Origin of the sequence: Rickettsia honei RB, assembly GCF_000263055.1 — a bacterium.
GTDB classification, from domain to species: Bacteria; Pseudomonadota; Alphaproteobacteria; order Rickettsiales; family Rickettsiaceae; genus Rickettsia; species Rickettsia rickettsii.
This window is the reverse complement of the sequence record NZ_AJTT01000009.1, coordinates 1-24,563: the sequence shown is the minus strand read 5'-3', so window position 1 is coordinate 24,563 and position 24,563 is coordinate 1. Positions and strand designations below refer to the sequence as shown.

The window sequence follows — 24,563 nt, the reverse complement described above, 5'->3', positions numbered from 1 at the left end:
ATATAATCTTGGTAAGGTTATAGAGAAAGGTGATTTATCTATTCTAAAAGCTGTACTTGAGCATGGTACTATAGAGGTAGGTAGCTCTAATATTCATACGGCAGAAGAGACGCATAATTTAGACGTTATCGAATTAGTAAAAAAATATTATAATTCTACTATAAATACGTCTGAAGAAAATACTATAGATACAACACTTACTGTAGTAGAAGAAGTATCGGCATTAGGAGAGGTGACAGAGGGAGTATAAGTAATAAAATTCAATATTATTCCCGTGGAAGGCTTGTGCTTTCATGGCTTGAAAAACCTACTCGATGTCATTCCCGCTTTCGCGGGAATGACATAAAACGAGCCATGCCACAACGCAGCGACTGCAAAAGCGTGGCAATCTATAAAAAATAGTAAAAAATCTGTAAATCAGAATTTTTTACTGGATTGCTTTGTCAAAATTTTCAATTTTTCCTCGCAATGACGGCAAAACCAAGCCACGCGAGTAATGGCCAAGTCATTTCAATAGACCTCTTCGGAAACTCTACTTCTAGAGGTAATTTGTACGTCGATCCGGTACTCGAATCCTCACGTACTCTTTTGTATGCTGCGGTTCTGCGTTCCGTGTCTCCTTCAAATTCCTCTCTATAAGCGAGTTTCCGAAGAGGTCTAATAAAATCTAAATATTTCTTAGAATTACTTTACTTAATTCATAATTCAAGTGTGAGAAGTTTATCTCTTCAAATCCTTTTCTCGGAATAATAATCATTGCAAATTTTATAGCCTTAAAGCTAGAATCATTAACAATAATTCTAATTAGATGTCGTATACGCCTTTTAATTTTGTTGCGAACTACAGCTTTTTTATTGAGCTTTCTGCTAACTTTGATTCCTAAAAAGGTGTTATATTTTGATTCAAGGAAGATTTTTGGAAGTTTTGTGGCGATTACCAAAATAAAATATCTCTCATGGAGCTTCTTTCCAAGCTTATTTATAAGCTCAAATTCTTTTTGATTTTTTAAAGAGGTAATAGACAATTTGATAAATCAGATTATTTTAAGCAGATAATTTATGTCTACCTTTAGCACGACGTTTTCTTAAGATTGCTCTTCCAGTTGGGGTAGACATTCTAGATCTAAAACCATGTCTTCTTTTTCTAACTAAATTACTAGGTTGAAATGTACGTTTCATAATATTTATACCGAACGAAAATAAAAATTAATTATTATAAATATGTCATCCCGTGGCTTGACCACGAGATGACATTAAATACTTAAATATGTGCTTTTGCTTTTTCTACGATACTTACGAATCCGTCACTGTTATTGACGGCAAGTTCTGCAAGTACTTTACGATCTATATCGATTTCTGTTTTTTTAAGAGCTCCCATAAATTGAGAGTAAACAAGCCCATGTTCTCTTACTGCTGCATTTATTCTTTGAATCCATAAGCCTCTAAAATCACGTTTACGGTTTCTACGATCTCTATAAGCATATTGGAGGGCTTTTTCTACTTTCTCAATAGCTACTCTAAAACAGCTATTTGCTCTACCTCTATAGCCTTTGGCTAATTTAAGGATTTTTTTATGTCGATTTTTGGAAATTTTTCCTGATTTTGCACGTGTCATTGCTTTAGCTCCTAGTTAATTAATTTATACCGTACGGTAAAAAATATTTTTTAATATTATATCCGTCTTGAGGACAAAGTATTGTAGTTCCTCTAAGGTTACGAATTTGAGCTTTAGTACGACGACGCATAAAATGTTTTTTACCTGCTTGAGATGCAAGAACCTTGCCGCTAGCAGTAAGTTTAAAACGTTTTTTTACGGCAGATTTTGTTTTTAATTTAGGCATATTGTTCCTTATAATTGGTATTTCTAGGTTTAAACGGTAAAACATTAGGCATACCAAAGCCATATTACCGATGAAACCTAGATAATAGTTTTTTTATTAGTTATTGCAAGATTTTTTTATAAAAATGTACTATAATGTTTTTAATCAATCGATAATAATTTAAAAATGTTTGGACAAAATCCTAAAAGAAGCATATTAAACGGTGACGGTACTCAGTTAGAGGTACAGTCTATTTTTAAGACTATACAAGGGGAGGGCATTTTTGTAGGTTGTCCTGCGATCTTTATTAGGCTTGGAGGATGTAATCTTGCTTGTAATTTTTGTGATACGGAGTTTGAAGATTTTGATTTAGTAGATATAGATAAGATTTTGAATAAAGTAGAAAGCCTGGCATTAAATTCTAAAAATGAAAAATCGATTAATTTAGTAGTAATAACCGGTGGTGAGCCGATGCGTCAACCTATAGAGTTATTATGTCAGAAGTTATTAGACCGAGATGTTAAAGTTCAAATAGAGACTAACGGTACGTTATATCGTTCTTTGCCGAAAGAAGTGTCTATAATTTGTTCGCCGAAGGTAGGTAAAACCGGTTATAGTAAAATAAGAGAAGATTTATTGCCTAAAATTAGTGCGGTGAAATTTATCGTTGCTAAAAATATTTTAGAATATAGTCTCATACCGGAAGTAGGGCAAACCTCTTATAATATACCGGTTTTTATTCAACCTATGGATCAAAACAACCAAAGACTTAATAGCGAAAATAATGAGTTAGCAGTAAAATTAGCATTAGAAAGCGGTGCTAGATTATCTCTGCAAACTCATAAATTTTTAAATATCCCATAGATTTAGGTCGCCGTATGACCCCTTTGCATCACCTAATAATATTACTATTCCAACGTTACCATTGTCAGAATTAGAAGGGTAAAGCTCTTTAAAAATTTTAATTATAACGATATAATTTCTCTAATTGTCTTTGTTGTCCTACAGAAGGGAAAGGTAAGATAATTTTGTCAGCATCTATGTTGCTTTTTGATGTTGATGTTATCATAGATTCAATTGAACTTTCTTTCGGTACAGAATTGTTGGAGTTGTACTACATTTAATTACTGCTTTTCATTGTCTAAATTAGAAACCTTCGCATTTTCTGCTTGTTCTCTAACATTTGTTTGGTAGCACATATGTAATATACTAAACTAAATCTAAGTGAATTTTGCATTCCGGTTCTTTATTTTGAACAAGAGTATTGATGCATAAGAATCGTCATCTTCACTCTCGCTGTCACGCCCAATATAGTCAGAAGAGTACATAATAGATTCAAGGAGAACATCCTTATTTATATCCTTGGCAGCAATTTCTTCTCCACAGTTTGATGAGGGATTTGCAATACGCTTAGGTTGTATCTGTTTCATAATTTCCTTACAAAATAATTTCGGTTAGAACTAAATTTCTTTTCAATATCCAATAAATTAAAGAATTTTAACTAAGGAATATATTACTCCTATATTCTAGCCAAAAATTAATTTACTTGAATTTTTAATTGTACTTAAGTATGATAATGAAGATTTATTATAAGTTAATATGGAGTAATAATGAGTGAAATATTAGAACTTGAAGCGGAATCCCGCACGGAATTCGGTACGGGAGCAGCAAGAGCATTAAGAAGAGCAGGGCGTGTTCCGGCTATTATTTATGGAGCTGGTAAAACACCTGTTAGTATTTCTTTGGAAGAAAAGGAAATAACTAAATATTATAGAAAGCCGGCTTTTATCTCTCAGTTAATTAATTTAACAATTGATAAGAAAAAATATAAAGTATTGCCGAAGGCTGTAGAATTACATCCTGTTACGGATATAGTACGCCATGTTGATTTTGTCTTTTTAGAAGAGAAAACCCAAAAAATGGAAGTACCTGTAGTATATGAAGGGAAAGAAAGAGCTTTAGGCGTTAAAAGAGGTGGATACTTTAATATAGTAAAAAGAAGAGTTACTTTATTATGTGATGTTAATAATATCCCAAGAAACGTAACTATAGATGTTACTAATATGCCTATGGCTACTTCGCTAAAATCGTCAAAAATAGAATTACCGAAAGGATGTAGTTTTGTTACAAAAAAAGAATTTGTCCTTGCAACTATTATAGGACGTAGAGGAGCAAAAACTGAAGCTGAAGGGGAACAACAAGCCGCTGAAGCAGGGAAGTAAGATAATTCTCACGATAAGGACTTGCTTAGATACTTAAATCGTTATTGCGAGGATTCGTAGGCGTTGTTGTTTGGCTCGTTTTATGCCATTCCTAGCTAGAAGCGGGAATCCGGTAATCTTTAATTGTCATACTGCGAGCTTGTAGCGGTATCCAGTCTTTGTTAATTTTTTTCTGGATACCGTGGTCAAGCCACGGTATGACATCGAGTAGGTTTTTCGATCCACGCAATAATGCTGAGCTAAGAATGACATCTGTACTTCTTGCAAATCAATACTTCTTCAAAAATTTTCCATTACTATTTATTAGGTAAATTATTATGCTTCTTGTTATTGGTCTTGGTAATCCAGGAAAAGAGTATCAATATACGAGGCATAATGTCGGCTTTATTGCTATAGAGAAAATAGCAAACCAATATAATTCATCATTTAGTACAAAGAAAAAATTCAATTGTGAAATTGCTGAAACTATTAGTGATGGACAAAAGATAATTTTTATAAAGCCTACCACCTATATGAATTTGTCCGGTAAGTCAGTGATATCGGTGAAAACATATTATAATATCTACCCCGCAAAAATCTTTGTTATTCATGATGATATTGATTTAGAAACAGGTAGAATAAAATTTAAAACCGGTGGCGGTAATGGCGGGCATAATGGTTTAAAGTCGATTGATGGGGTTATAGGTAATAATTATAACCGGATTAGGATTGGAGTCGGTAGACCGCAAAATAATCAGGATGTAGCAGATTACGTACTTAATCATTTCTCTAAACCGGAGTATGAAACAGTAATGCAAGCTATAGATAGAATCACTAGTAACTTTGGTTTAATATTAGAGAATAAGTTAGAAGAATTTAAGAATAAGATAGCTTGATATATTCAATGTTATTCCTACGACTTGATCGACGTTGCTGCGTGGATACCAACTCGTCATTGCGAGCAAAAACTGTAAGTTTTGACGAAGCAATCTCAGGAATTCTATACTATTTCACGAGATTGCCACGTTGATGCTATGCATCTCCTCGCAATGACGGGAAAACGATATTAAAACTAAACAGCAAAGAAGCAAAGATTTATGACACAAAATTTTGAAATTGTTTATGCTGATGCAATGGATAGAACTCATAGAACTATAATTATTGAGGCTTTGAACAAAGATGCTAGAGAACAAAAGGGGTTAGTAGGAGATATTGAATCTTTTTCATTTTCCTGTTTAGATCAGGATAAAAATTTTGTTGTAGGAATTAGCGGTATGAGTTCTTGGGGGGATTTTACATTGATTCACTCTTTGTTAATGAAAATATAAGAAACTAAAATTATGGTACTGTACTAATGCAAAAGGCTGAGGATTTAGCACGTGAACGAGGCTGTAATTTTATTCATCTTGTTACTATGGACTTCCAAGCAAAATCGTTTTATGAGAAACTGGGGTATAAAATTGAATTTGCTATGCACGGTTACGAAAAAGATTCTATAATGTATTATTTACGGAAAAATTTATGACACTAAAACTCGGAATTGTTGGGTTGCCGAATGTCGGTAAGTCGACGTTATTTAATGCCTTAACGGCAAGTCAGGCTGCAGATGCCGCTAATTATCCGTTTTGTACTATTGAGCCTAATAGCAGCAAAGTTTTAGTGCCTGATGCGCGTTTGCATAAACTAGCAAGCTTAGCCGGAAGCGGTAAAATTATTTCGTCTTATATTGAGTTTGTCGATATTGCAGGGCTTGTTAAAGGAGCAAGCAAAGGGGAGGGGCTAGGTAATAAGTTCTTATCTCATATCAGGGAAGTCGATGCAATACTGCACGTACTGCGTTGTTTTGAAGATGAGGATATAACGCACGTACATAACAAAGTCGATCCGCTGCATGACCTCGAGATTATTGAAACGGAATTAATACTTGCCGATATAGAATCGGTTGAAAAGCGTTTAGCTACAAGTGAAAAACGCTTAAAGTCAGGCGATAAAGCAATGGCAGAGCAGATAGAGCTGTTAAAAGAGGTTTATAAGGTATTAGGTGAGGATAAACCTGCAAGAGTGCTAAATGAAGCTTTAAGAGTTGATAATTTAAAACAATTACAGTTAATTACCTCTAAGCCCGTTTTATATATATGTAACGTACTTGAAAAAGATGCAGCTATAGGTAATGAATTTACAAAATTAGTAGCGGAAAGAGCAAAGAAAGAAAATGCTAAAAGTGTCGTAATTTCTTCAAAAATAGAAGCTGAAATTGCTTTACTTGAAAGCATGGAAGAAAAGGAAGAGTTTTTAAAATTTATAGGTTTAGACGAAACAGGGCTTAGTAAAGTCATTAAAGAGGGGTATAATCTTTTAAACCTTAAAAGCTTTTTTACTATAGGACCAAAGGAAGCCCATAGTTGGACTTTTAAAGATGGCACACTTGCACCGGCTGCTGCCGGTATTATTCATACCGATTTTGAAAAAGGTTTTATCAGAGCAGAAGTTATCAGCTATAAAGATTACATAAATCTCGGTAGTGAAGCAAAAGCCAAGGAAGTAGGTAAAATGCGTTTAGAGGGTAAAGAATATAAAATGCAGGATGGGGATATAGTACATTTTAGATTTAACGTTTAAATAACGATCAGCTATGAAAACAATTTGACCAAAACGGTCTCTTGAAGTGCAAGATAGGCTTGATTATATAGTGCAGCAAATTTTGGCTGTTGCCAATGATAAAATTGCCCTGATTATCTTGTATGGCTCGTATGCTAGAGGTGATTGGGTTAAAGATATGTATACGGAAGATCATACTACTTATAGTTATACAAGTGATTTTGACTTTTTAGTAGAAAAAAATGTAAATTTAGCATGCTACTTTAAGGGTAGAATCTAAGATAGAAAAAAGGTTAGAACAAACAGGCTTAAGAAAAGCCGAGGTTTTTTCGCTAGAACCTTGAATATCTATAATATGCGAATTATAAGTGAGGTAAATGACAAGCTTGAAAAAGGGCGTTATTTTTATACCGACATTAAGAATGAAGGTATTCTTTTATATGATAGTGGCGAGCAGCTTTCTCGAGCTAAAAATTTGCCTTGGAGTGAAGTAAAAGAAATGGCTAAAGAAGATTATGAATACTGGTTTGGTAGAGGCAAGAGTTTTTTTATTGATTGTAAATACCCATTAGAAAGAGGTGATTTTAGTAAAAGTGCTTTTGAGCTGCATCAAGCCACTGAAAGTGTTTACAGTAACATTTTATTAGTTTTTGCCCGTTACAAAAACCAAAGTTACACGATATAAGAAAGCTAGGTGGATATTGTGCAAATTTATAATGTTGAACTACTTAAAGTATTTCTGCAATCGTCTCCCGAACAAAAAGAATGTTTTGAATTACTAGAAAAAGCTTACGTTGATGCAAGATATGATAAAAATTATAGAATTAGCAGAGAGCAGTTACTTTACTTGATTGAGAGAATAGAAAGATTAAAAATGATAATGGAAAAAATTTGTTTGGAGCGGATTAATCGATAAAACTCGATGAACCGTAAAAAAAAATCATTTATGAAAATTATTGCGAAGATTCCGGCATGGATGCTTCTATGCTTATTTATTTTATCACCGACTACGGAAACAATTTATACTTCAGGATTACCGAGTTTAACCAAATATTTCGGCATTGACGGCGGTCTCACTCAAATTACATCTACATTATATTTTCTAGGGTTTGCGCTTGGTATATTATCACTCGGCAGATTATCGGATATTTACGGCAGGAGACCTATAGCTTTATTAGGGCTTTTTATTTATGTTGTATCTTCAATTATTAGCATTTTTGCAGTTAATATAGAAATGCTGATGATAGCTCGTTTTGTGCAAGCTTTCGGTGTAAGTGTAGGTTCTGTTATTGGGGAGGTATGGCTGGAGACTCCTATCAAAAGGCTTAGAGTTATCATATGTCTATGCTAGCTTATCTCCGTGGCTGTTATTTATCCCTTCTCTAGGTTCATCTATAGGGGGCTATATTATAGAATATTCAAGCTGGCATTATATGTTTTTGTATTTTTTAGCCTTACCGGTACTATATTATAAAGTTTTACCTGAAACAAATTCTTATATAGATTTTTTCCCAAAGCAGTAAATATTTTGAGGTTTTGCAGGTAATTATTAAAGATAAAATTCTTTGGTTATATGCTTTTATCATCAGTGCATTTAACGGCATATATTACAGTTTTTTCATAGAAGCTCCTTTTATTTTGATTGATAAAATGAAAGTTTCGCCATCTTTTTACGGTAAATTAGCGTTTTTGTTATCTTTTGCCGCTATCTTTGGAGGCTTTTTAGGAGGGTATTTAATAAAAAAACGCCATGTACACGATAAAAAAGTTTATGGGTTTAGAATTTATTTTTAGTTTGTGCGGTTGTATATTATTTGCGGTAAATGCTTTTATATTAGAAGTTATTTCAACGAGTCATAATCTTGCAATCGCTATGATATTTGCACCGATGATGATTCATATGGTTGGGCATAATCTACTTATTCCTATGACGCTTCGTTATGCACTGAAGGATTATGCTAAAGTAACAGGTACAGCAGGATCTATATTTAGTGCAATATACTACGTAGTTATCGCTGCTGTAACTTATTTGGTTTCTAAAATACACGGCGCAACGATAAGCAATTTTGCTTTATTATGCTTCGTTTTAAGTATTATCTCTGCTATTTCGTTTTACTGTATTTGGATTTTATATAAGAAGAAAAAGTCAAATATTCCTAACTAAACACAGGTGTCGTCATTGTGAGCAGCTGTGGCGTTTTGTATGGCTCGAAGAAAGCGTTCGATTTCATTCATGCGAAAACAGGAATCCAAGGTAAAGCGAGATAAATCGAGCGTTTAGTTTTAAAAGTCTAGCATATTTATACTTTTTTGACTGGATTCCCGCCTACGCCGGAATGACATTAAGAAAGTTAGAGATAACCTTGTAAATCATCTGTATGCTCCTCACCCTCAAGAGTCATATCCTCTTTTAAGGCTTCCATACTACAGCTACTAAATACATCAAGGTTATTCTGTTCTGCTTGCCATTTTAATCTAGCTGCTTTAAAAGTAACAATACCGTTTTCAATTTCTGCTAATGTCAAATTTTTTATTTCGTGTAAACAATTCTCTATATCTACTTTTGCTGCTGGATTTTTTTCGATGAATGGATTAAAAAACTCCTTGATACCTTCTAATAATTCTTTTTTCCCAGATTCTATATCTTTAGAATCTAGAGCTTGAGCTATCGGTGTATTCACTGCATCCTCGTTGTTTGCTATATCTTCTTCCTGTTTAAAACTTTTATCAAGTGCGTTATTAGAAGTATTAATATGGAATAACTCTTTATAAAAATCATTCATAACAATTTGGTCGTTAGGGTTATTTGCATTATAATTAGTTATTATTTTATCAATAGCTTCTTTAAACTTTTCATTATAAGGTATATCTCTAAAGGTGGAGCTTCCATATATAGATTTTTTAGCAAATTCTTTTAGTGCTTGCAGATTTTCAGTACTAGAATCACTCATCTCAGCATGTTTTTCTGGAATATAAGTAGCTATTTCTATTAATTTATTACCAAAAATGCTTTGAGCGGTTTTTTCATCAGCTTGTTGTGTTGCTGCTAATATTTTAGCGGGCATATTATTTTTCACTAGTTCTAGCATGCCTCCGCCGCAACAAACAGTTTGGTAATCATCATTATTTTCTTCTTTTAATGATAAATACAAAGCGTTTTCTATGTGATAGTTATTTTCTTTTAATAATTGCCATGTTTGTAAGGTTGGGTCATTAGCATATACTCCACCATCAATAATTTTATGTGATTTAGTATTGGTTATATTACGGAAATTGTGGCTGGGGAAATATCCAGGTGCTGCAGTGATGCCTTGTATTATATCTGAAAGGTAATAATCATTCTCTTCACTTTGTCTAGCATCTATAGTAGAGAAGGTCATAAGAGGATTGTGTTTATTATTTAGATCATAACCTGTAACTACAACATCACCGATTAAATCCTTGAGGGTATAATTCTTACAATATTCTTTCAATAATTTTACTAATGGTTCAGGAGAAAATTTATGGCTGAATAAGCCATTAAAACTCCACAATTTTCTAAAAGTTAATCCTACCGGAAAAATATTGTGTGCCATTTCTTCAAACAGTTCTTGAGCTTGCGCTGCACTGAATAAAGGTTTTCCGGGATTATTAGGATTCGGTAAATTAAGCAAAATAGAAATAAGTCCTCCAACACTGGTCCCTCCAGTAAAATCGAATATCTCACAAGTAGGCTTACCGGTTATTTGTTCCATTATTTTTAATTTTTCTAAATGGATATTTCCTTTTACTCCACCGCCTTCAAATAGTGCTAAGCTAATCTTATTATTGTTTATATCTACCATAACTACCTTTCAAAAAAATACTAAGAGGGCAAAATACAATAAAAATTAACTTTTGTCAATAAACTTATTTGTCTAAAGTCTAAACTGAATAAAATTTAACTTATAAAATAAATTGTAACTATTAGTAAAGAAAACTTTAATATTTTAGTATATAGCTAATATTATAACTATGATGGTATGAGATATGCTAAGTCATCCTAGTAATATAGATCCTCAGTTATTAGCTCAAGAAGTAAATACAATGATGCCCTTAGTAGAGAAAGATTTAGCTGATGTTGAAGATACAATAACTTATGGAAAAGAACGATTATTTAAATTTGTTAAAGATAAGAAAATTATGGAAGCTTTGGCATTTATGTATTGTTTTGAGGGAAATACTGGACAAACTTTAGATATTAAAGAATTATGTACTACAAATGATTTATTATATAGAGATGATTTTAGTGCCCTTACGGAGACACTAGATACTTTAATCCCCCTTATAGGGATATTTGTTTCTAAATAATTTAATACTCATTCTACTATAAATAATAATGCTAAAATACGAAAACTTTGATAGCTCCTCTGATGAAGAGTTAAAAGAAAATTATACTTTACCTAGGTATCTTAATTTTGTACTTAAAAATATACTAGATATTAATTATATATACAACTCTGAAGATTTTAAACTTAAACTGGGTTTAGTATTACATAATTTAGCTGATAGATTTTTTAAATATTCTACTATTAGAAATATTTATAAAAAAAATTAAATCTGAAATATTAGTTGTAGATAATAATTATTACGAAGAAAATTTTAATATTATCAAAACTGCTTTTAATAAACATAATTATTTAAAAATTATAACAAAGAAAATATAAGTATAAGGATTATCAAAAGCTATTGCATTGTGTATTTAATCCAAATCACTCTATTCCTAAGATATTTGCTTTAGCAGACGGTATTACTGCTCAGCATGCAAAGAAAGTATTATTGAATTGCAAAACAGTAATATCAACTTAAAAAAGTATAAGTAATAACCCATACATAATTCTAAAGGACTTTTAGCTTTTGCTGAAATGATTGGCAGGAATAATAAAATCAGCTAAAGCACCGGATTTTAGAAGAAATAAATAGTGATTTATCTACTATATGTAAGATCTCAAGTACTAAAGAAGAAACTTTTACAATTAATCATATAGTACATTATAAAACCGGTAATGTACAAACAGATGTACTTGGCTTAGGAAAGTATGATGAAATTTTATCTAAATTTGAGCAAGAACATGAATATAAACATGCTATTATAAAACGTATATTTGAAGTTGTGCATGCTAAAGCATTGACACAAAATATAGAAGAATTACCGCGAAAACTAAATTACTTTGCAGAAAAGTTAACACATTTGTTATTTATGCTTGCAACGCATAGAAATAGTGCAACCTTATTTACGGCTCCTATGTTTTTAGAACTTATTGATAAAAATAGTATATTTTTATCATATAAGGAGTTTTTTCCTATATCTGCTGAGCATGCCGTTGCTCAAACAAGAGCTATACTGAAAAACTATAAATATGTGTTACCAAATTCCAATAGATTATGACACTACAAATGTACAAAATGGTAATCTATTACTTATTAAAGAAGGTAATATATTAATAGAATGGCTTAGTAAAAAATTAAATAATTATAAACTAGCAAATATAGCACGAATATTTGACATCTTAGCTTCAATGTAATTTTACAAAAATATGGATAATGTAAAAAGCAATGATATAAAATCTTTTTTAGCAAAAGTTTATAAATTAGAGCATTGTCCTATAAAGTTGTTAAATTCATTAGACCAAAATTTAACTGCTTTAATTCTTAAAGTAAACAATATAGGAGAACGTAATTTAAAGCTTACAAAAACTAAATTTCTTGAAAAAAAGGATTTTTCTCAAGATTTAAAGGATTTAATTGAAATAACCTACTTGGAATTTACTGAAAGCTTAAAAAATATTGAAGGGTTTTTAGCTCAAAAACAAGCATCTCTCAAGACAGAAATAAAAAAAATCCTACCTGAAATTCTACAAATTTTATGTGCTAAAATAAAAGAATGGTATGATATTGATGCACCTGAATATGCTAAGAATGTATTACAAGATATTACCCCCCAAATTTAATCAAACTATTTCTCCTACCTCGTTTCAAAAGAGATTAAAACTTGCCTTTTCTAAAAGAAAAGATATATATGATGCAAATGATGATGATAATAATCAAACTTTGGAAACAACTGATATAGACAATAGTATGAAAGAATATTTTAAACTAATTGGAGAACATACTAATACTATATACTATTAAAAATAGTATTAATATTATGGTCTTTTTGAGGTCCTAGAACTTGGTAGCTAAGAGTAAATGAATCAGTATTTAAAAATACATAGGTAGTATTATATTGATCTTTACCACATAGATGACTGCCTGTAGCTTGCATACTCAAATGATTTGAAGAATTGTTTCTACAAAACTTCGGAGGACTCGCATGCTCACCTATTAAGGGGCTGTGCGTACTCGCTCCTCGTTTTACATTCCAATTCTCCAAATCATTTGAGTATACCCTGTCTGCATCAACAAATTTTAATTGATAAAATAAGCGCTTTTCAGGAGCAATAAAATATTTTGTAATATTACTATTCTTAAAAATATATCTATATTCTTGATTAGCGTGGATTTGATAATCGTAGTCGAGATAGTGAATTTGTAATTCCTCTTTATTAATTCATTTAAACTTTTTAATTCTGTTAATTTGGTATTTTCTGGAGAATCTTGAAAAAATTTCTTTTACTGAATCGTTTTTTGAGAGCATTTGATATATATCTATATCATTCCTGCGACGTTTTGGCTTTATTGTATGGCTGTTTATGTCATGCCCACGAAAGCGGTAATCCAGTAATTTAAAGGTTATACACAATAAGTTTGTACAATTAAAAGCTCGATTTATTTTGCTTTACCCGGGATTCCCGATTTCGCGGGAATGACATCGAGTCGGTTTTTCGGACCATGCAACAAAGTCAGCTTGACTACGGTATGACATTTAGTTCTGCAATATTTTCATTAGCAAATTAATCTCTTCGCGTAATTCTATATCGTTTTCCAGTAATTCTTCTACTTTCTTAATAGCATGCATAACCGTCGTGTGGTCTTTTTTGCCGAATTTTTTACCGATATCTGCAAGACTTTTCGGCGTTAATGCTTTACTAAGATACATGGCTATTTGACGCGGTCTTGCAACTTCTCGTAATCTCCGTGATGAAGACATATCGGATAACTTAATATTATAACGGCTAGCTACCTTTTTCTGAATATCTTCAACGGTAATTATTCTTTCATTAGAACGCAGTAAATCCCGCAAAATATTTTGTGTGTTTTCGAGTGTAATTTCTTTTAAAGTAAAATTAGAATGAGCGATCACCTTATTTAAAGCTCCTTCAAGTTCTCTAACGTTTGAAACGATTTTAGATGCTAAAAAATCAATTACGTCTTTTGGTATTTTAACGTTCATCTGCTCAATCTTAGATTCTAGAATACCGAGTCGTAGCTCATAAGTAGTACTATGAACGTCGGCAACTAAGCCCCATCCAAGACGAGATTTTATCCGATCTTCAATATTATCTAAATCTGAAGGCGATCTATCACAAGAAATAACCATTTGACGGTTATTATCAATCAATGTATTAAAAGTATGGAAAAATTCTTCCTGCGTACTATCTTTACCGCAAATAAATTGAATATCATCAATCATTAACACGTCAACCGAACGAAATTTCTCTTTAAACGAGATTACTTCTTTGTTACGCAGAGCTTTAACAAATTGATACATAAATTTTTCTGCCGACATGTATATCACTTTGCGGCTTGGATTATTCTGCTTGATGTACCAACCGATTGCATGCATTAAATGAGTTTTACCAAGCCCTACGCCGCCATATAGAAAAAGCGGATTAGACTCAGAAACCGCACCTGATGATTCTGCAACCGCTCTTGCGGCTGCATAAGCTAGCTCATTTGGGGCTCCAACCACAAAATTATCGAAAGTAAAACGTACATCAAGGGTTGAAAAGATATTTTCTGAATTAAGCTCACTGCTGCCGATATCGGCAAAAGTCTTAGTAGGTAATTCTGTAACTGTTTGGGGTGTTCCAGGTAACTCTTTAGTAATTATTTCAATTGACTTAATGGTATTATTATAATGTTGAAATAGTTGCAATATGACCATAGAGTACTTGGATTTTATCCAATCTCTAACAAAGTTAGTAGGGGCACAAAGAATAACGGTATTTAATGAAGACTCTATAAAATTGACTTTACTAAACCAGCTATTATATAGAGTTTCACCGTAATGATTGTAAAGATCTTGAGCCACGTGACTCCAGACATTTACATAATTATCACCTTGATCCGTTAAAATTATTTGGTTAGTACTCACTTAAAACTGCCACGGTAAGTTATTTTGTTTCCAGCCTTTATCTTGATTATTTCCTTCAAAGCCGTCACTAATATTATAACAATTTTTATAACCTATATTAGTTATAAAATTTGCTGCGATAAATGACCTATGTCCTGAACGGCACAGAAAAAATATTATTGCATGAATTTTATCGTTAACGATAGATAAAAAATTATCTTCAAAATCTTTATTCAATTGCCAACTTAGAAAGATCACCTTATTTTTATTATCTAAATGAGGTATGCCCACTTGCTGCCACTCTTCTCTAGTTCTAACATCTACAAGAAAAGCATTATCATTTGAAATTAGCATATCATAAGCTTTTGTAGAACAGATATTTTGAACCGACATATTTACGCTTTTTTGCTGTTATTGATAATAAAAGTTAATAGAATTTTACCCATGTAGAATGGATTTATTAGAGTGCTGAATTATTAAAGCATTTTAAAATGATTTTGGTATCTGATTGCTTTAATAATATTATTATAAAAAAATTTTGCAAGATGTTATAGATGAATAAATTAAATAAAAACTCTTTACAAAAGAAACTTTATTACCGTAGTAAAAATCGCGGTTGCAGAGAAATGGATTATATACTCGGTAGCTTTGCCGAAAAGTACCTATCCTTAATGGATGAAAAAAAACTTGGACGCTATTCTTTAATACTTGATCAAAATGATAATGATCTTTATAATTGGATTAATAATAGATCTTCTGCTCCTTCTTATCTAGATGCCGAAATAATTGATAAATTACACAAAATAGCAAAAATATAAACTCCTGTAGAATGTTACAACAAAAATTTCCGGCGGCTGCCAAATCTTTCTTTGCAATTGATAATTTTACTAAGAATCTTAAGCAAGATTTTATCTTGAGTGCGAGTAATGAAGAGGAGGCGTTGCAATTATACAAGCAAGCTTTAGTTTTTTCTTCTAATGAAAATATTTATTACTTTCCAAGCTATAATACCATCCCTTATGACCATACGTCACCAAATGCAAATATCTTATCTAGACGTGCAGAAACATTAATCAAGCTAACAACAAATAATAGTAATAGCAACAAATTACTCATCACTCATACAGCGAATTTATTAAACAAATTACCGCCGAAAGATTTTTTTTCTAAATATTTTTTGAAATTATCCCCTAAAATGAAATTTACTACGGATGAGCTTGCTATGTTTCTAGTAGAAAATAGTTTTACAAGAAATGCGAGTAGCATCGATGCCGGGGAATTTGCGGTTAGAGGCGAAATCATTGATATAATATTGTCCGGTCCTAAAGCTTATAGAATTCATTTTAGTTGGGGTTATATTGAATCAATAAAAGAATTTGATATTGATACGCAAATTTCGACTAAATCCTGCAGGGAGCTTATTATTAGTCCTGCAAATGAGATAGTTTTAAATAGTGAAACTATAGGTAATTTTAAGAATAATTACTTACGAAATTTTGGAGTTAATCATACTGATAATGCTTTATATGAGGCGGTAATATCTGGAAGAAAATTCACAGGATATGAACAATTACTCCCATTATTTTACGATTCCTGCTCTAACTTAATAGATTATTTAAACGATCCTATTTTCATATTCGATCATTTGTCAAAACAAGCCATTTTAGAATTTGAACATAGTTATAACGATTTTTATTCGGCAAGGTCAGAGGCAAATAAACTTAAATTTAATAGTTTCTATCCCACCCTTTCACCGACTAGCTTATATTTTACCGCTTCTGAAATAACGGAATTACTAGAACAAAAAAATAATATACTACTTACTTTTGAAAACTCAGAGCAAGCTAGCTTAATTGAAAATATCGCTGCTACAAGTTTTATAGAAAAGAAAACGGTTTTCGATAAATTATTTGAGGTTATTAAAGCAAATTCTCATAAGAAAATTATTATAGGCTCAAGCGTTTTAAGTAGTTTTGAGCGAATCAAAAGCATAATTCAAAATTATGAATATAAATATAATGAGATAAATAAATTAGATGAGGCTAAGGCTTCAATAATAAATGTCGCGATAATTCCTTTAAATCAAAGCTTTTATACGAAAGAATATTTATTTATTACCGCTAGCGAATTATTAGAAGAAAAACCTAGCTCTACAAACACTAACAAAAAACTTAAAAATATCTTGCTGGAGCTTGATAATTTAGCTGAAGGCGAATTTGTTGTTCACAAAGATCATGGAATAGGGCAGTTTTTAAAGCTAGAAGCTTTAGAAATCAAAGGCAAACCACATGATTTTTTAAAGATTTTATATGCCGGCAATGATAAATTATATATACCAGTTGAAAGTATAGAGGTAATAAAAAAATACGGCAATGATAATGCGGAGCTTGATAAGCTTGGTAGCGTTTCATGGCAAAGAAGTAAGGCAAAGCTTAAAAAGCGTATAAAAGAGATAGCACTGCATTTAATACAAATAGCAGCTAAAAGGAAACTTAATAGTAGTGCTTCCATTGAATTTGACCTTGAAGAATATGATAAATTTTGTGCTAATTTTCCTTTCAGCGAAACGGAAGACCAATTAATTGCTATAAACGATATTAAAGAAGATCTAAGCAACGGTATGTTAATGGATAGGTTAATATGCGGTGATGTCGGGTTTGGTAAAACAGAGGTAGCAATGCGTGCCGTCTTTATGGTAGCAAAATCTCTAAATGAACATTTACCTCAAGTAGCCGTAGTTGTACCGACAACTATTTTATGTAGTCAACATTTTTCAAGGTTCATGGAAAGGTTCAAAGGTTTTGGTTTAAATATCAAGCAATTATCTAGCGTTATTAGTTCTAAAGAAGCAAAAATTATAAGATCGGAGCTTGAAAGCGGTAAAATAAATATAATAATAGGCACTCATTCTTTATTACATAAAAATATAAAATTCTTTAATTTGAAATTGTTAATAATCGATGAAGAACAACATTTCGGTGTCGGTCAAAAAGAATTTCTTAAATCGCTAAAATCCTCTTCCCATGTACTTGCAATGTCGGCAACACCGATTCCTCGAACGCTGCAAATGTCAATGATCGGTTTAAAAGAACTTAGCATTATTGCAACGCCGCCTCTAAACAGGCTGGAAGTTCATACCTCGGTTATGCCGTTTGATCCCGTTATTATCAGAGATGCATTATTACGCGAACATTTTAGAGGCGGAAGAAGTTTTTATGTAGTTCCAAGAATTAAAGATATAGAGGATATCGCAAAACAATTAAAACAAATCGTGCCGGAATTAAGCTATAAAATAGCTTACGGAAAAATGACTCCGAGTAAAATTGATGAGGTTATGAGCGAGTTTTATGCCGGCAAATTCGATATACTAGTCTCAACTACTATTATAGAATCAGGAATTGATATAGCCGAGGCAAATACCATGATCATACATAATGCTGATATGCTGGGTCTTAGTCAGCTATATCAATTGCGTGGTCGCATAGGTCGAGGTAAAATGCGGGGTTATGCCTATCTAACGGTAGCAAGTCATAAAAAGATGACATCGCACTCCTTAAGACGCTTAGAGATAATACAAAATAGTTGTGCTTTGGGCTCAGGTTTTACTATTGCAAGCCGTGATATGGATTTACGAGGTTTCGGTAATTTGATAGGTGAAGAACAATCAGGACAAATTAAAGAAGTAGGTACAGAACTATATCAAGAAATGTTGGAAGAACAAATAGCTATTTTTAAAGATGAACCGATTGTTTCAGAACAACCATTTATCCCGACTATTAATTTGGGATTATCCGTATTTATTCCAGATAATTATGTAGCCGATGCAGCTCTTAAACTTGGACTATATAGAAGAATAGGTAATTTAAGTAATGAGATAGAAGTAGAGACATTTAAAGATGAGATGATTGATAGATTCGGTTTACTACCGATTGAATTTAATAATTTACTTGATATTGTAAAAATAAAACTATTATGCTTTAAGTTAAATATTGAAAATCTAGATTCAGGAGATAACGGATTTGTGATTAAATTTTATAAAAATGCCGATATGACTGATAAAATTTTAAAATTCGTTAGTACTTACTCTAATCAGGCAAAAATCAAACCAGATAATAAATTAGTATATATCAAGAAATTAGTAGATAAAAATATAATTGTTGAGGCAAATCAACTACTTTGGAATTTATCGGAGGTGTAGACTCGATGTCATTCCTGCTCTGTCATTGCAAGCAGCCGTAGGCTGCGTGGCAATCTCATGAAATAATAACAAACTCCTGAGATTGCTTCGTCAATTGCTATGCAATTTCTTTGCAATGACGGTAACACGTTTTTAACATAATAAATATGTCCCATAACCTAAAGCAATTATTTCAACAACATAACGTAAAAGGTTTGTCAATTAATTCTAAAACCGTTAAGGATAAAGATATCTTTTTTGCGATTAAAGGACGGAATACTGATGGAAATGATTTTATTAAGGATGCTTTAAGCAAAGGTGCAGTATTAGTAATTACGGACAATAAAAAAAATATTTTTATAGATAAAGTAATTTACGTAAAAGATGTGCAGGCAGCTTTATATGAAGCCATAGAAATATTCTATCCTAAAAAACCAAAGGATCTAATAGCCGTAACCGGTACTAACGGTAAAAGCTCGGTAGTATCCTATATAGCTCAAACATATTCGTTACTTGGGAAAAAAGCAGCATCTATAGGTACGATAGGGGTAGAAATATTTGGCTGCGTTAATCTTATAAATGATGTACCGGAATTAACAACTTTAGACTATTTAAGCTTTAGAAAAATTGCTCATAATTTAGCTGAAAATGGTATAGAATATTTAGTTTTTGAAGCTTCTAGTCATGGTCTTGATCAAGCAAGACTTAGGGAAATAAAAGTAAATACCGCATGTTTTACTAGCTTTAGTCAGGATCATCTAGATTACCACCATACAAAAGAAAATTATTTATTAGCCAAACTGAAATTATTTATAAATCATTTATTACCGAACGGTATCGCAATATTAAATTCTGATATAGAAGAAATAGAGTTTGTTAAAGATTATCTACATAATCATAATATTAAATTTATAACCGTTGGGAAAAAAGGTGATTTAGAAATAACTAGAATTAACGGTTCTTTAAAAGGACAAAATATTAATTTTACATTTAATAATAGAGAATATAATTTTAATACCCCGATAATTGGTAGCTTTCAGGCTAGTAATTTATTAATTGCTGTTCTTAGCATTCATTATATTGGTTTTGCTTTTGATGATGTTATAGATTCTTTAGTAGAAGTTAAAGCAGTAAAAGGCAGAATGGAGAGAATAGATAATACTAATATCTTCGTTGATTATGCCCACACTCCGGACGCTCTTGAAAACGCTTTAACGGAACTGAAAAATATTAAATTACGTGATAGTAAGCTAAGCGTAGTTTTTGGCTGCGGTGGTAATCGTGATAAGGCAAAGAGAAGTCTTATGGGGCAAATAGCCGCAAAACGTGCCGATACCATCATAATTACAGATGATAATCCACGCCATGAAGACCCAAAGCTTATTAGAGCTGAAATCATAAGCGGTATAGAGAAAGCAGATTATACAGAAATAGCAAATAGAGAAGAGGCTATTAAATACGGTATAAATAATTTAAAACAAGATGATATCTTATTAGTTGCCGGCAAAGGTCATGAAAATTACCAAATTATAGGCGATAAGAAATTACCTTTTGATGATGCTGAGGTTGTGAGGAAGTGTGTAAAAGTTTGTCATCCCGTGGCTTGACCCATAGTACCGGACAGTGTTAAAAAAACTTGATGTCATCCCCGCGGAAGCGGGGATCCAGAAAAATAACTTCAATATTAATACAGAAGTTACATATTTGATAAAATAAACATATAAAAAGCTTGGTTTTTATATGTTTACTGGCTTCCCGCCTACGCGGGAATGACATAAACACGTCATACAACAACACATAAATAACAAAAACATATATGATCTGGAACTCTAAAACTTTAAGTGCTGTTCTCGGTATAACAATCTCTAATTCTATAAATTGTAATGAAGTGCAATTTAATTCCAAAGATGTTAAAAAAGGTAATTTATTTATAGCACTTCAAGGTAATAGAGATGGTCACGATTATGTTCTAGATGCAATAGATAAAGGAGCAGCAGCCGTAATTATTAGTAAGCGATTAGAGATCAATGATCAAGATAAAATTATCTTAGTCGATGATTGCTTTGAAGCTCTACAAAAAATGGCTTTATATAAACGAGAGAATTCAAAAGCTAAATTTATAGCTATAACAGGCAGCGTCGGTAAAACTTCTACAAAAGAAGCACTGAAAGTATTATTACAACATGATTTTCTAGTTTTTGCTAGCCGAGGTAACTTCAATAACAAACTCGGTATGCTTATTAATCTTGCTTCAATGGCTGATGATACGGAATATGCTATTTTTGAACTTGGCATGAACCATAAAGGTGAAATAAGAGAGCTGGTTCAAATATTAAAGCCGAATATTGCCATGATTACTAATATTTCAGAGGCTCATTTAGAATTTTTTAACTCGCTTGAAGAGATAGCTGAAGCTAAATGTGAGATTTTTACAAATTTTAGCAAAAATGATATTGCCGTTATTAATGCCGATACTAATTGCTATAACAAAATATTATCGATATTAAAAGAACTTTCTATCACCGATATACATAGCTTCGGTAGATCAGCTAAAACTTCAGCAGAATTAATTTTATATGAGAACCTAGGAGAGCAAGTCTACTTAAAGTATAAGATAAATAATAAAGTCTTAGATGTAACGATACCCTTTATTCCTCGGCATTTTACCGAAAATTATACCGGTGTACTTTTAATTATCGATATATTAGGTAAAGATATAGAGATAGCTGCAAATCACTTAGCAAATATTTCTCCTACTAAAGGAAGAGGGGAAATTATCAATATACAAAATTGTCGTGTAATTTGTGATTACTATAACGCAAGTCCGCAGTCAATGAAAGCTGCATTAGAATATTTAAAACAAGTACCTGCCGAGAATAAAACTGTTATAATAGGCGATATGCTAGAGCTAGGGGAAAATTCTAAACGATTACATGAGAAACTAGTGCAGTACATATTAGATACCGCTTGTTCTAAGGTCTATTTAGTAGGAGTAAATACTAAATATATTGATGATTTACTACCTTCCAAAATAGTTAAAAAATACTTTAAAAATGTTGATGAATTAATTACGCATATTACGGATTTATTTGAAGGTAATGAGCTGATTCTAATAAAAGGGTCAAGAGGCGTAAAACTTGATAAGATTGTTGATTATTATAAATAAATACACTAGGATATTCTTAATATTGTGTGGTTTGGTTGCCCGTCATTGCGCGGAAATTACGTAGTAATTGACGAAGCAATCTCAGGATGTTTGACGAGATTGCTGCCGCGCAGTCTACGACTGCGCGCAATGACGATTTGGTATCCATGCACAATGAATAACATCAAAATATACTTTTAAATTTAAATCTACAAATGTTATACAATCTTTTGCTCCCTCATATCCATAATTCACATATAGCTAATTTATTTCACTATATTACTTTTCGTAGCGGTCTTGCTATTATTACAACTCTAAGCCTTAGCTTTATCACGGGTCCGATATTAATAGAATTTCTGCGATCTCTTCAAAAAAACGGTCAGCCTATACGCTTAGATGGACCTGAATCGCATCAAACAAAAGTAGGTACTCCGACAATGGGGGGCATTATGATTATTTTGTCTAGTTGTCTTTCTACTTTATTACTTGCTGATTTAACGAATAAATATATTTGGATTACGTTATTTGGTTTTATTAGTTTCGGTATTATAGGATTTATGGATGATTATGCTAAGGTAACTAAAAATAATCATTACGGAGTAAGAGGAAAAAGTAAGCTTTTACTTCAAGGAATTATTAGCTTCATTATATGTGTTTTACTAGAATATCTAGAGAAAAGTCCAAGTCATTTACTTAACGTACCGTTTTTTAAAAATTTAAGTTTGGATCTTGGTTATTGTTATATAGTTTTTGCTATATTTGTTATAGTCGGCTCTTCTAATGCCGTGAATCTAACGGATGGGCTTGATGGTCTTGCTACCGTTCCTATTGCCTTTACTGCCGGTTCTTTTGCTTTAATAAGTTATTTAGTAGGAAATCTAATTTACTCGAACTATTTACAGCTAACCTATATACCGAATACCGGGGAGTTAACGGTGTTATGTGCGGGATTAGTCGGTAGCTGCCTTGGATTTTTATGGTTTAATGCACAACCGGCAGAAGTTTTTATGGGCGATACCGGTAGTCTAAGTCTTGGCGGTGTGCTTGGTATTATTAGCGTTATTACTAAGCATGAAATAGTTTTAGCTATAGTCGGCGGCTTGTTTGTTATTGAAACGGCATCCGTAATTTTACAGGTATATTACTTCAAAGCTACTAAAGGAAAAAGAATATTTAAAATGGCACCGCTCCATCATCATTTTGAAAAACACGGCTGGGCAGAATCAAAAGTCGTAATAAGATTTTGGATTATTTCAGTTATATTTGCTCTTATAGGCTTATCATCCTTAAAATTACGTTAACTATATTCTTATCTATCTTTTATTTATCAAAATACATTACATAAATTAACTTTCTCTTTGCTTTTGTACAAGAAATTTGCTATAATACTGATATTAATTTATAGTAGGTGTATGGCATGGTTAAAGAAATAGATATAAATAAATTATTAGCACAAGAAAATAATGCTTTAAATACTATATTAAGTCAAGTAAATGAATTATGCAAACAAAATAAGCAGTTGCAAGGTTTAATCGAAATACAAAATGAAACTAAAGAACTAGAAAAAGAACATAATAGATCGTTGCCTTGGTTTAAAAGATTTGTAAAAACAGTTTCTAATGTAAAGTATATTTTGATAAAAAGTGAAGAACAGTTAACAAATGAAGCAATAAAGTATAATAATAAAATATTAAAAGATATTGATAATAAGATATATAATATAGCGGAAAAATCTGCACCTTTAAAGCAAGCATTACAAGAAGAAATCGAAAAAAGTTTTAAGGATTTAACAAAGAAAGATTTATCTAAAGATCAAAGAGCAAGATTATCGGAAGTATTTTTTAGTTATAAGAGTAAACCTGAAAGATTCTCAGCTCTACATATGACAAATCCCTTACAATTCATTAATGCTGAAGCACTAGAGAAACAATATAATTCGTTAAATGCTACAAAACAAAACATCCAAAATTTAATATCCGAAAATTCTAATATCAAAGAACTTAAAGAAATACAAAAACAGGTTGCTGAAATTAGGGCAGAAGTACCTCATACATTTTTTGAAAAATTAAATAATATTTGGCAAAATGTTAAAAATGTTTTTGTAAATAATAGTGAGCAGGTTTTAGCAAAAAACAAAGAGAGTAATACTAGAACAATTAGAAAGATTGATGAACAATTATATAAAACGAAGCATAAATTTGAGGAATTAATTGAAAATAAAGAAAGAAATATTAAGGATATAATTGCAAAATTACCTGACAATGAGGAGTTACAAAAGATAGTAAGTAACCTTACAAATCACATGGCTTCAAAAAAAGAACCAATATTAGCAAATTCGTCCCTAGCTAAACCTTTGGAAAATAATATAA

30 protein-coding genes and 3 pseudogenes are annotated in these 24,563 nt (G+C 31.8%); 23 read left to right on the top strand and 10 right to left on the bottom strand.

The genetic code is table 11. The features are described from left to right. Window positions 1–250, top strand: a pseudogene (locus tag WSW_RS0107590) (hypothetical protein); the annotation flags it as partial. Between the two features lie 202 nt (window positions 251–452). Here the strand turns inward: WSW_RS0107590 and WSW_RS1000000111310 are convergent. The 5 genes from WSW_RS1000000111310 to rpmI all read right to left on the bottom strand — a co-directional run bounded on the left by WSW_RS1000000111310 (window position 453) and on the right by rpmI (window position 1,840). After that, window positions 453–662, bottom strand: coding sequence for a palindromic element RPE1 domain-containing protein (locus WSW_RS1000000111310; RefSeq protein ID WP_083832978.1), 210 nt, complete (start codon window positions 660–662; stop codon window positions 453–455). A 5-nt stretch (window positions 663–667) separates the two neighbouring features. After that, window positions 668–1,024: a ribonuclease P protein component gene (gene rnpA / locus WSW_RS0107585; protein WP_016917655.1), complete on the bottom strand. Its 357-nt coding sequence runs from the start codon at window positions 1,022–1,024 to the stop codon at window positions 668–670. 19 nt (window positions 1,025–1,043) lie between these two features. Further along, entirely contained in the window at window positions 1,044–1,178 is a 135-nt protein-coding gene (gene rpmH / locus WSW_RS1000000111305; RefSeq protein ID WP_016917654.1) for a 50S ribosomal protein L34, read from the bottom strand. Between the two features lie 82 nt (window positions 1,179–1,260). Continuing rightward, window positions 1,261–1,614, bottom strand: a complete 354-nt coding sequence (gene rplT / locus WSW_RS0107575) for a 50S ribosomal protein L20 (RefSeq protein WP_004997919.1) — start codon at window positions 1,612–1,614, stop codon at window positions 1,261–1,263. Between the two features lie 19 nt (window positions 1,615–1,633). Beyond that, window positions 1,634–1,840, bottom strand: a complete 207-nt coding sequence (rpmI, locus tag WSW_RS0107570; protein WP_016917653.1) for a 50S ribosomal protein L35 — start codon at window positions 1,838–1,840, stop codon at window positions 1,634–1,636. A 165-nt stretch (window positions 1,841–2,005) separates the two neighbouring features. Here rpmI and WSW_RS0107565 point away from each other — a divergent pair, with 165 nt between their 5' ends. Continuing rightward, window positions 2,006–2,683, top strand: a complete 678-nt coding sequence (locus WSW_RS0107565; RefSeq protein WP_016917652.1) for a 7-carboxy-7-deazaguanine synthase QueE — start codon at window positions 2,006–2,008, stop codon at window positions 2,681–2,683. A 356-nt stretch (window positions 2,684–3,039) separates the two neighbouring features. Here the strand turns inward: WSW_RS0107565 and WSW_RS1000000113430 are convergent, their stop codons facing one another. Then, window positions 3,040–3,249 carry a hypothetical protein gene (locus tag WSW_RS1000000113430; protein ID WP_016917651.1) on the bottom strand — a complete coding sequence of 70 codons (210 nt, stop codon included), beginning with the start codon at window positions 3,247–3,249 and terminating at the stop codon, window positions 3,040–3,042. A gap of 180 nt (window positions 3,250–3,429) precedes the next feature. Here WSW_RS1000000113430 and WSW_RS0107555 point away from each other — a divergent pair, with 180 nt between their 5' ends. From WSW_RS0107555 to WSW_RS1000000111280, 9 genes and pseudogenes are all read left to right on the top strand, one after another. Continuing rightward, window positions 3,430–4,041 (top strand): 50S ribosomal protein L25/general stress protein Ctc, encoded by a 612-nt coding sequence (locus WSW_RS0107555; protein ID WP_012736701.1) that lies wholly within the window; start codon window positions 3,430–3,432, stop codon window positions 4,039–4,041. A 317-nt stretch (window positions 4,042–4,358) separates the two neighbouring features. Continuing rightward, on the top strand, window positions 4,359–4,916 hold the full coding sequence (pth, locus tag WSW_RS0107550) for an aminoacyl-tRNA hydrolase (RefSeq protein WP_014410909.1): 558 nt from the start codon (window positions 4,359–4,361) through the stop codon (window positions 4,914–4,916). Window positions 4,917–5,117: 201 nt separating this feature from the next. Then, on the top strand, window positions 5,118–5,348 hold the full coding sequence (locus WSW_RS0107545) for a hypothetical protein (protein ID WP_014273657.1): 231 nt from the start codon (window positions 5,118–5,120) through the stop codon (window positions 5,346–5,348). Between the two features lie 26 nt (window positions 5,349–5,374). Continuing rightward, on the top strand, window positions 5,375–5,545 hold the full coding sequence (locus WSW_RS0107540; RefSeq protein WP_016917650.1) for a GNAT family N-acetyltransferase: 171 nt from the start codon (window positions 5,375–5,377) through the stop codon (window positions 5,543–5,545). Continuing rightward, window positions 5,542–6,639, top strand: a complete 1,098-nt coding sequence (gene ychF, locus WSW_RS0107535) for a redox-regulated ATPase YchF (RefSeq protein ID WP_016917649.1) — start codon at window positions 5,542–5,544, stop codon at window positions 6,637–6,639. Before WSW_RS0107540 ends, ychF begins: the two co-directional genes overlap by 4 nt. A gap of 82 nt (window positions 6,640–6,721) precedes the next feature. After that, on the top strand, window positions 6,722–6,898 hold the full coding sequence (locus tag WSW_RS1000000111855; RefSeq protein ID WP_156793078.1) for a nucleotidyltransferase domain-containing protein: 177 nt from the start codon (window positions 6,722–6,724) through the stop codon (window positions 6,896–6,898). A gap of 60 nt (window positions 6,899–6,958) precedes the next feature. Continuing rightward, window positions 6,959–7,303 carry a hypothetical protein gene (locus tag WSW_RS1000000113425; protein WP_238528589.1) on the top strand — a complete coding sequence of 115 codons (345 nt, stop codon included), beginning with the start codon at window positions 6,959–6,961 and terminating at the stop codon, window positions 7,301–7,303. Window positions 7,304–7,321: 18 nt separating this feature from the next. Continuing rightward, window positions 7,322–7,534 carry a HEPN domain-containing protein gene (locus tag WSW_RS1000000113420; protein ID WP_238528588.1) on the top strand — a complete coding sequence of 71 codons (213 nt, stop codon included), beginning with the start codon at window positions 7,322–7,324 and terminating at the stop codon, window positions 7,532–7,534. A 30-nt stretch (window positions 7,535–7,564) separates the two neighbouring features. After that, window positions 7,565–8,782 (top strand): annotated as a pseudogene (locus tag WSW_RS1000000111280) (Bcr/CflA family efflux MFS transporter). Between the two features lie 187 nt (window positions 8,783–8,969). On the opposite strand, the gene WSW_RS0107500 reads toward WSW_RS1000000111280, so the two are convergent. After that, window positions 8,970–10,442, bottom strand: a complete 1,473-nt coding sequence (locus WSW_RS0107500) for a patatin-like phospholipase family protein (protein ID WP_016917645.1) — start codon at window positions 10,440–10,442, stop codon at window positions 8,970–8,972. A gap of 184 nt (window positions 10,443–10,626) precedes the next feature. Between WSW_RS0107500 and WSW_RS0107495 the strand changes: the two genes are divergently transcribed. From WSW_RS0107495 to WSW_RS1000000113415, 6 genes are all read left to right on the top strand, one after another. Continuing rightward, a complete protein-coding gene (locus tag WSW_RS0107495) occupies window positions 10,627–10,947 on the top strand; it encodes a hypothetical protein (protein ID WP_016917644.1) in 321 nt (106 codons plus the stop codon). A 28-nt stretch (window positions 10,948–10,975) separates the two neighbouring features. Then, complete coding sequence (locus WSW_RS1000000109800; RefSeq protein WP_016917643.1) at window positions 10,976–11,194, top strand: hypothetical protein; 219 nt, start codon at window positions 10,976–10,978, stop codon at window positions 11,192–11,194. A 570-nt stretch (window positions 11,195–11,764) separates the two neighbouring features. Next, window positions 11,765–12,025, top strand: a complete 261-nt coding sequence (locus tag WSW_RS1000000109945; protein ID WP_238528587.1) for a hypothetical protein — start codon at window positions 11,765–11,767, stop codon at window positions 12,023–12,025. Further along, a complete protein-coding gene (locus tag WSW_RS1000000111845; RefSeq protein WP_156793077.1) occupies window positions 11,997–12,161 on the top strand; it encodes a hypothetical protein in 165 nt (54 codons plus the stop codon). The genes WSW_RS1000000109945 and WSW_RS1000000111845 overlap by 29 nt, the downstream gene beginning before the upstream one ends. A 12-nt stretch (window positions 12,162–12,173) precedes the next feature. Then, on the top strand, window positions 12,174–12,587 hold the full coding sequence (locus WSW_RS1000000109940) for a hypothetical protein (RefSeq protein ID WP_016917642.1): 414 nt from the start codon (window positions 12,174–12,176) through the stop codon (window positions 12,585–12,587). Further along, window positions 12,547–12,768: a hypothetical protein gene (locus WSW_RS1000000113415; RefSeq protein ID WP_238528586.1), complete on the top strand. Its 222-nt coding sequence runs from the start codon at window positions 12,547–12,549 to the stop codon at window positions 12,766–12,768. Before WSW_RS1000000109940 ends, WSW_RS1000000113415 begins: the two co-directional genes overlap by 41 nt. Here the strand turns inward: WSW_RS1000000113415 and WSW_RS01000000108845 are convergent. The 3 genes from WSW_RS01000000108845 to WSW_RS0107460 form a co-directional block, all read right to left on the bottom strand. Further along, window positions 12,755–13,009 (bottom strand): DUF6314 family protein, encoded by a 255-nt coding sequence (locus WSW_RS01000000108845; RefSeq protein WP_156793076.1) that lies wholly within the window; start codon window positions 13,007–13,009, stop codon window positions 12,755–12,757. The genes WSW_RS1000000113415 and WSW_RS01000000108845 overlap by 14 nt on opposite strands. 492 nt (window positions 13,010–13,501) lie before the next feature. Next, window positions 13,502–14,893 carry a chromosomal replication initiator protein DnaA gene (gene dnaA / locus WSW_RS0107465; RefSeq protein WP_016917639.1) on the bottom strand — a complete coding sequence of 464 codons (1,392 nt, stop codon included), beginning with the start codon at window positions 14,891–14,893 and terminating at the stop codon, window positions 13,502–13,504. Then, window positions 14,894–15,265: a rhodanese-like domain-containing protein gene (locus WSW_RS0107460; RefSeq protein ID WP_016917638.1), complete on the bottom strand. Its 372-nt coding sequence runs from the start codon at window positions 15,263–15,265 to the stop codon at window positions 14,894–14,896. 161 nt (window positions 15,266–15,426) lie between these two features. Between WSW_RS0107460 and WSW_RS0107455 the strand changes: the two genes are divergently transcribed. The 6 genes and pseudogenes from WSW_RS0107455 to rickA form a co-directional block, all read left to right on the top strand. Beyond that, window positions 15,427–15,690, top strand: coding sequence for an FAD assembly factor SdhE (locus WSW_RS0107455; protein WP_016917637.1), 264 nt, complete (start codon window positions 15,427–15,429; stop codon window positions 15,688–15,690). Between the two features lie 11 nt (window positions 15,691–15,701). After that, window positions 15,702–19,070 carry a transcription-repair coupling factor gene (mfd, locus tag WSW_RS0107450; protein WP_016917636.1) on the top strand — a complete coding sequence of 1,123 codons (3,369 nt, stop codon included), beginning with the start codon at window positions 15,702–15,704 and terminating at the stop codon, window positions 19,068–19,070. A gap of 146 nt (window positions 19,071–19,216) precedes the next feature. Next, the gene (locus tag WSW_RS0107445) at window positions 19,217–20,656 is read left to right on the top strand and encodes a UDP-N-acetylmuramoyl-L-alanyl-D-glutamate--2,6-diaminopimelate ligase (RefSeq protein ID WP_016917635.1); all 1,440 of its coding nucleotides are present in this window, start codon (window positions 19,217–19,219) and stop codon (window positions 20,654–20,656) included. A gap of 209 nt (window positions 20,657–20,865) precedes the next feature. Beyond that, the gene (locus WSW_RS0107440) at window positions 20,866–22,215 is read left to right on the top strand and encodes a UDP-N-acetylmuramoyl-tripeptide--D-alanyl-D-alanine ligase (protein WP_016917634.1); all 1,350 of its coding nucleotides are present in this window, start codon (window positions 20,866–20,868) and stop codon (window positions 22,213–22,215) included. 194 nt (window positions 22,216–22,409) lie between these two features. Continuing rightward, window positions 22,410–23,495, top strand: a complete 1,086-nt coding sequence (gene mraY / locus WSW_RS0107435; RefSeq protein ID WP_016917633.1) for a phospho-N-acetylmuramoyl-pentapeptide-transferase — start codon at window positions 22,410–22,412, stop codon at window positions 23,493–23,495. A gap of 116 nt (window positions 23,496–23,611) precedes the next feature. Further along, a pseudogene (gene rickA / locus WSW_RS0107430) lies at window positions 23,612–24,563 on the top strand (Arp2/3 complex-activating protein RickA); the annotation flags it as partial.